This is a genomic window from Paenibacillus ehimensis NBRC 15659 (genome assembly GCF_004000785.1).
GTDB classification, from domain to species: Bacteria; Bacillota; Bacilli; order Paenibacillales; family NBRC-103111; genus Paenibacillus_G; species Paenibacillus_G ehimensis.
Genome location: NZ_BILX01000063.1, coordinates 34,526 through 40,525, shown reverse-complemented (window position 1 = coordinate 40,525; position 6,000 = coordinate 34,526). Strand labels below are relative to the sequence as shown.

The 6,000-nt window shown below is 54.5% G+C and carries 9 protein-coding genes; 5 read left to right on the top strand and 4 right to left on the bottom strand.

Annotation, left to right across the window (positions count from 1 at the left end; translation table 11 throughout):
- Positions 1-90: 90 nt before the first annotated feature.
- Both yhfH and PEH01S_RS26340 read right to left on the bottom strand, forming a co-directional pair.
- Entirely contained in the window at positions 91-258 is a 168-nt protein-coding gene (yhfH, locus tag PEH01S_RS26345) for a protein YhfH (protein ID WP_246063070.1), read from the bottom strand.
- A gap of 125 nt (positions 259-383) precedes the next feature.
- Positions 384-1,388, bottom strand: a complete 1,005-nt coding sequence (locus PEH01S_RS26340; protein ID WP_127489034.1) for a diguanylate cyclase domain-containing protein — start codon at positions 1,386-1,388, stop codon at positions 384-386.
- Positions 1,389-1,738: 350 nt separating this feature from the next.
- On the opposite strand from PEH01S_RS26340, the gene PEH01S_RS26335 reads away from it, so the two are divergent.
- Positions 1,739-2,356 carry a nitroreductase family protein gene (locus tag PEH01S_RS26335; protein WP_127489032.1) on the top strand — a complete coding sequence of 206 codons (618 nt, stop codon included), beginning with the start codon at positions 1,739-1,741 and terminating at the stop codon, positions 2,354-2,356.
- Between the two features lie 95 nt (positions 2,357-2,451).
- Here PEH01S_RS26335 and PEH01S_RS26330 read toward each other — a convergent pair whose 3' ends face one another.
- Positions 2,452-2,943 carry a DnaJ family domain-containing protein gene (locus PEH01S_RS26330; protein WP_127489030.1) on the bottom strand — a complete coding sequence of 164 codons (492 nt, stop codon included), beginning with the start codon at positions 2,941-2,943 and terminating at the stop codon, positions 2,452-2,454.
- Between the two features lie 35 nt (positions 2,944-2,978).
- Positions 2,979-3,233: a hypothetical protein gene (locus PEH01S_RS26325; RefSeq protein ID WP_025844917.1), complete on the bottom strand. Its 255-nt coding sequence runs from the start codon at positions 3,231-3,233 to the stop codon at positions 2,979-2,981.
- 64 nt (positions 3,234-3,297) lie between these two features.
- Between PEH01S_RS26325 and PEH01S_RS26320 the strand changes: the two genes are divergently transcribed.
- From PEH01S_RS26320 to PEH01S_RS26305, 4 genes are all read left to right on the top strand, one after another.
- A complete protein-coding gene (locus tag PEH01S_RS26320; protein WP_025844914.1) occupies positions 3,298-4,038 on the top strand; it encodes a YheC/YheD family protein in 741 nt (246 codons plus the stop codon).
- A 153-nt stretch (positions 4,039-4,191) separates the two neighbouring features.
- Positions 4,192-4,677, top strand: a complete 486-nt coding sequence (locus PEH01S_RS26315; RefSeq protein WP_025844913.1) for a cytochrome c biogenesis protein CcdC — start codon at positions 4,192-4,194, stop codon at positions 4,675-4,677.
- Between the two features lie 66 nt (positions 4,678-4,743).
- Positions 4,744-5,007 carry a hypothetical protein gene (locus tag PEH01S_RS26310; protein ID WP_127489028.1) on the top strand — a complete coding sequence of 88 codons (264 nt, stop codon included), beginning with the start codon at positions 4,744-4,746 and terminating at the stop codon, positions 5,005-5,007.
- Between the two features lie 155 nt (positions 5,008-5,162).
- Positions 5,163-5,846: a YidC/Oxa1 family membrane protein insertase gene (locus PEH01S_RS26305; protein WP_127489026.1), complete on the top strand. Its 684-nt coding sequence runs from the start codon at positions 5,163-5,165 to the stop codon at positions 5,844-5,846.
- The last annotated feature ends 154 nt before the right edge of the window (positions 5,847-6,000 follow it).

The window sequence follows — 6,000 nt, the reverse complement described above, 5'->3', positions numbered from 1 at the left end:
AAGCCGCTCATCCTGAACGGGATGAGCGGCTTTTTCGTTATTTGCTTGTGCGCGCACGCAAAAAAACGCCCCCTCGGCAGGGGCGTCAGACTATTCCGGATGAGCTGTCGGCCCGGGAATCGGGCTGAGCGGATAGAACGTATGTCCTTTGCACTTCGTACAGGTGGACGTGTAACAATCGGCCATTTCCTCCAGCGGTTCGCCGCACGTATCGCAGCATTTGGAGGGCAAGGTTTCATAAAACTCGGTCGTTCGCATCAACAATGAGCATCACTCCCTGTGTTCATGATACTTTCACTATACAGGAAACCGATGCAAAATGTAAGCGTTTCTTCGAGGGTTCCCTACCCTTCCTTCGTCCGGTCGTTACACGGCTGCCGGGCTCAGGCCCCTCTGCCTTTGGCGATGCTCTTGGGCAAGCCTTTGCCCGTACCGCGCGTTGGGCTCAACAACGGGCTCATACCTTCCCGATACGTGCAGAACCGGTTTCTTCCCAACAATTTGGCGCGATACATGGCGGCATCCGCATCTTTCAGCATGCTGGTACAGCTGGATCCGGGAGCGGAGCCGAGGCAGATGCCGATGCTGCCTGACACATGAAGCACCTTTCCCGCCAGACGGTAAGGCGCCTTGATCGTTTCGAGGATGTCGCATGCCGTTTTTTTGGCGGACGCCTCGCTGCTCTGGAGAGCGACCAGCAGAAATTCATCCCCGCCGAGCCGGAAGATTTGCCGATGCTTGTTCCGGAACGCTTTTAAACGTTGTCCCACTTCCCAAATGAGCAAATCTCCGGTGTCGTGTCCGAGCGTATCGTTGACGGACTTGAACTCGTCCAAATCCAAAAACAAGAACGCCGTGTTCCGGTTTGCGGCGTTTTTCTCGGCATAGCGCTCCCAAGCGTTCCGGTTGAGCAAACCGGTCAGAGGATCGGTATACGCCAGCTTCTCGAGCGCTTGCCGCTGGAGGCGCATAGCCCGCCAAGCGACGACGTACACGAGACACATCGCGGCCAGAACGCCGAACAGCAAAAACAAATCTACCGGGCGCAGAACGGAATGGACGAGATAAGCTCTGTCGTCATCCGGAGCGATGGCGGCTTCGCTGCCCGTTATATACATCGTTGCCATCCCGATCATCGTGAGCAAGCCGCCGCCCGCCAGCTGAATGCGGCTTTTGTTTCCGAACAGAGCCAGATGAAAGATAAGGAACGTCGTCATGATGCCAGCAAGTAGAGAAATCAAGGTTAAGGTTGTATCATAGCGCACATTATCGTCCCAATGAAATACGAGCACGGCCAAATGCGCGGACCACACGCTCCCCGTGACGAACGACGCCGCCGCGAACCAGCGGTTTCTCATTCGTCCAAGGACGTGGGACAAATGAAACACGATGCAACAACTCCTTTTTTAATCGTTTATCCGTCCTATGGTAACAAATAAATCTGAACAAAATCTATACAAGCTGCTTGACCGGCTCCTCCCGATGCATAAAACATGGCCGATCCGGAGGACGAGATGCCATTTTCCAAGCTGACAAAGCTGCTGGCCGGCCGCTTGACGCTGTGAAGCGAGGGAAGGAAAAGGAAGCATCTTCACGCTGTATTTGTCCGTTTCAAGGTAAAAACTATACGCGTTGCAGTACAAACCGGCGTGCATAATTTTTCGTATGGTACTTTACAAAAGTAAGTTAATTGCGTTATGATACTAAATAGAGTTATACAATTAAAGGAGTGGAAATCATGAGCCAAGTAGAACAGCAACAAACCGCCGAGCAAGTCATCTTGTCCCGCCATTCCGTCCGTCAATATCAACGGGACGTCGTTATCCCGGATGCCGAGCTGAATGAAATTCTGGAGCTGGCCGTAAGCGCACCGTCGTCCTGGAACTTGCAGCACTGGCGTTTTCTGGTCATCCGCGAGCAGGCAAATAAAGACCGTCTGCTTCCGATCGCCTCCAACCAACAGCAAGTATCCGACGCATCCGCGGTTGTCGTCGTACTCGGCGACCTGCAAGCGAATTTGACGGCGCCGATCGTCTTTGAAAAGGCGACGCCGGAAGTCCGCGACACGATGCTTGGCCAAATTAACGGCGCCTACGCGAACAATCCGACGGTAGCCCGCGACGAAGCGATCCGCAACGCTTCGCTGGCCGCTATGCAGCTCATGCTGGCTGCACGGGCCAAAGGCTACGACACCGTTCCGATGGGCGGGTACAACCCGGCTGCTTTGATTCAAGAGTTCAACATTCCGGAACGCTATATCCCGGTTATGCTTCTCCCGATCGGCAAAGCGGCCAGCCCGGCACGCGCGACCGAACGTCTGCCGCTTAGCGACGTGGTCATTCACGAATCGTTCTAATCGGAAACGCCGATACCGACAAAATACCCCCGAAGCCGCTCCCTTTAAACTGGGCGAAACGGCTCCGGGGGTTTTCATGTTATGCATCGGTCAAATCACTTCTCCCCATACCAGCGGTCATACTGTTCGTACAGGTTGTCGCGGGACAAACGGCTGCGGTGCAGGGACAGGCTCGGGGCTTGGCGGTTCAGCTCCGCGATCTGCTTGTTTGCATCCTCGATCAGCGCGTCGATTTCCGGGTCGGCGGAGCTTTTGGCCATCCGATGCATCGCTTTCTCCATAAGCGAGCCGATCTCCTTCCGCAGCATGACCCAAGGATGCTCGACCTTGGCTTGCTTGAGCAAGGACGACCATGCGTCTCCGGCCGGCACCGTCAGCGGCTTTCCGAAGCCGGGCAAATGCTCCAGCCCGCCGTTTTTTACAAAATCCTCATAAGCCTCGTCGATCCAGCTTTGCCGCTCCTTCTGCGCTGCGAGCATGGCGTCCTGGTCTTCAAGCGTTTCTTTCGGCAAAGGAATGATAGGGCGGTCTGTCGGTTCTTTTCCGACACCGTACGTCTGATCCCGTTTTGGCGGCCGTTCGGACATCGTCATTCTCCTCCCGCATTTACGTTTCTTTCAGACTAGCGGAAGCGCAGGCCGGGGTCAAGAAGGGCGGTTATCAGCATTTTGCGGTTGATCGAATCGAAGGTCGTCCACAGCTCCTCAAGCTTCCTTGAACGAACAGTCTCCGATATATACGCGTCTTTTTGCTTCAGATTGCCCGCAATCTCTTGCGGCCGGACCGTATCACCGAACCGTCCCGCGTAATTGTACAGATCCAGGTAGTACAGCTTTTTTTGAAAAATATTCCCTCGCGGTCTGCTGACGTGATGCATATGCCTGTTCCAAAAGGCGCGCAGCGCACATACAATACCATGGCTTAGACGGGAGGTGATCGATTTGGTTTATGCCAACTCCAAATGGGGGAAATACTGTTATTTGAAAACCGCCGAACGTTGGAAGCCGTACCTTCCGCAGACACAAAGGGTGAGCCGGGCTAATGTCCGGGCTATGCTGAAGCGCTGGGGGGCGGTTTACCTGAAGCCGAACAACGGCACGGGCGGGCACGGGATCATGAAAATAACCCGCATAGGCGAGGGGCGTTACACGCTCCGGAGCGGCTTTGCTACCCGGACGTTTCGATCGTTCGGCAGCTTGTACTCGGCGGTCTCCGGAAAGACGGCCGGGCGAAGCTATCTCGCGCAAAAAGCGATTCCGCTGCTTCATTACAAGAAACGCCCGTTCGATCTGCGCATCATGGTCCAACGCAACCGGCAGCAAGGCTGGGACGTAACGGGAATCGTCGGCCGGCTGGCCAGACCGAGAAAAATCGTCACCAACTATCACAGCGGAGGAACCCCGATGCCCGCCGGCAAGCTCCTGTCCCCTCATATTCACGGGACACGCAGAAGCGGATTCATTCAAGAGCTGAAAAACTTGGGTAGAGGCGTCAGTGAATATATGAGCGTACAGTATCCGAAATTCCCCGCTTTCGGTGTCGATGTCGCGATCGATGCCACGCTGAAGCCTTGGATTCTCGAAGTCAATACGAAGCCGGACAAATCGATTTTTAACGCCCTTAAAAACAAAACGATGTACAAACGCATTTTGTCCTACGCCCGGATGCAGAAGAGGTCTTAAAGCCGACTTAGCCCCTGCCGCTTGCAAGGCAAGGGTTTTTTGTCGTTTTCCGGCGTATGGTTTTTAGAGGGACAAGCTGTATTGGTTTGATCGATTATATCATTTATGTATAAAATAGTTTATATCAAAAATATAAGGATGGGATGGTATGGTATGCAATCGACGGCTTTCCCCGTGATATTGGTTATTGTCATCATTGCGCTTGTGCTTTGGCGGAGAATGCGCGCGGCGGCCAAGCCGGTGAAAGGCAGCGGATATCGGCTGTTGCTGCCGCTGCTTTTTTTGGGCTTCGGCATCTTCGGTCTGCTCAATCCGGAGCTTCATTTGACCGTGAAGGAAGTAACGCTGTCCCTGCTGTTCGGACTTATTTTATCCGTGCCGATGATTATGACGACGAATTACGAGCTTCGCGAAGACGGGCAGATTTATCCGAAAAAGAGCAAGGCATTTATTTTCGCCGTGGTAGGACTTATTGTCATCAGGCTGGCGCTGCGCAGCTACTTGTCCGGGCTTGATCCGGCCGAGCTGGGGATGCTGTTCTACTTGATCGCAGTCGCTTATGTCGTTCCTTGGCGTATCGTCAGCTTCGTGAAATACCGCAAGCTCTTGGCACAGCAAGGGAATGCCTTGCCGCAGTGAAACGAATTGCGGGCAATTCCGTAACACGTTAAGTAAGCAAAAACGCGTCAAAGGAGGTGAACGGATATGGAGTGGTCTCTGGATCTGGCGCTGCTGCTGGCGATCGGGCTGGCTTCGCTGTTCGTCGTGCCATGGTTCGGATGGGCGGGGAAGCGGTTGGCCCTTGCATTCGAGCCGGCCGCCGAGCTAGCCAAGCTTCCGCTCAAACGTCATGACCGGGCCAGAAAAAGTCCGCGCACCGTCTTCGTTCGCCGAAAATGCCCGCCGCGGTCCTCGGCGTTATCTGAAGAAGCAAACGCTCCTTTCCGTTGGAATGAGATGGTCGGTTAGCCGAAAATTTCAATGGTTGACGATTGAGAGAAGAGCGAGGCTCAATCGCAAGAAGTGTTGACGATTGATCCTCGAAATGACTCGGCTCAATCGCAAGAAGTGTTGACGATTGATTCTCGATGACTCGGCTCAATCGCAACGGAAGGAGTTCCCTCATGTATACATGGTTTCAACCTATTATTGATCTGTTAGCTTATGTCCTGTCCTGGACGTTCGAATGGACCCGCGACTGGGGCGCTGCAGTCATTGTGCTCACGCTGCTTGTGAAGGGCGCGCTGTACCGCTTCAATCTGCTGGCCGCCCGGCAGCAGGTCCGTTCCGCCGCCGCCTTCCCCGAGCTTAGCAAGCTGCGGGAAACCTGCGGGAACGACCCGGCCAAGCTAGTGCAAGAAACAACCAAAGTTTACGGCAAGTACGGGATCAATCCATTAAGCTCGCCGCTGTCGGCCATTATTCAAATGCCGGTGCTTATGGCCATGTACGGCCTGTTCTTGACGCACGGCAGTACGATGACATCGATTTTGATCCCTTGGGTCGCGCATTTGGCCGAGGCCGATCCGTTCCATTTGATCCCGATCGCTACGGGTCTGCTGTCGTTCGCCGTAGGCATGATTCCGCTGGCCGATGCCGCCGCCGTCTCCATGAGCGGAAGCAAGCGGCTGTTATTCGGGACAATCCTCCTGCTGATCCCGCTCGTCATTACGTGGCGGGCGCCGGTGGCGCTGGGGCTGTACTGGCTGTCGGGCAGCGTTTTCAGCCTGCTGGAGCGGCTGTTCTACCGGACGAGCGCCGGCAAGCGGTTGCTGCGACGCGGATTGCCGGAAGCTGCCGCAACCTGATATGCATAATAGAAGCAGAGTGCCTCTAGGGGCCTCTGTTTTTTTATTTGATTTTAATAGAGGCCGTTTAGAGACGGGGACTATACTGTAAACGACAACCGGTGGTGTTGCGGAAGAGCAAATGAAACATTCGATTCAGGAAGGGGGTATCACG

Excerpts from the sequence above, each read along its gene's own strand:
- PEH01S_RS26310 (WP_127489028.1), top strand. The coding sequence starts at position 4,744 with ATGGAGTGGTCTCTGGATCTGGCGCTGCTGCTGGCGATCGGGCTGGCT.
- PEH01S_RS26335 (WP_127489032.1), top strand. The coding sequence starts at position 1,739 with ATGAGCCAAGTAGAACAGCAACAAACCGCCGAGCAAGTCATCTTGTCC.
- yhfH (WP_246063070.1), bottom strand. The coding sequence starts at position 258 with ATGCGAACGACCGAGTTTTATGAAACCTTGCCCTCCAAATGCTGCGAT.
- PEH01S_RS26315 (WP_025844913.1), top strand. The coding sequence starts at position 4,192 with ATGCAATCGACGGCTTTCCCCGTGATATTGGTTATTGTCATCATTGCG.
- PEH01S_RS26305 (WP_127489026.1), top strand. The coding sequence starts at position 5,163 with ATGTATACATGGTTTCAACCTATTATTGATCTGTTAGCTTATGTCCTG.
- PEH01S_RS26330 (WP_127489030.1), bottom strand. The coding sequence starts at position 2,943 with ATGTCCGAACGGCCGCCAAAACGGGATCAGACGTACGGTGTCGGAAAA.
- PEH01S_RS26325 (WP_025844917.1), bottom strand. The coding sequence starts at position 3,233 with ATGCATCACGTCAGCAGACCGCGAGGGAATATTTTTCAAAAAAAGCTG.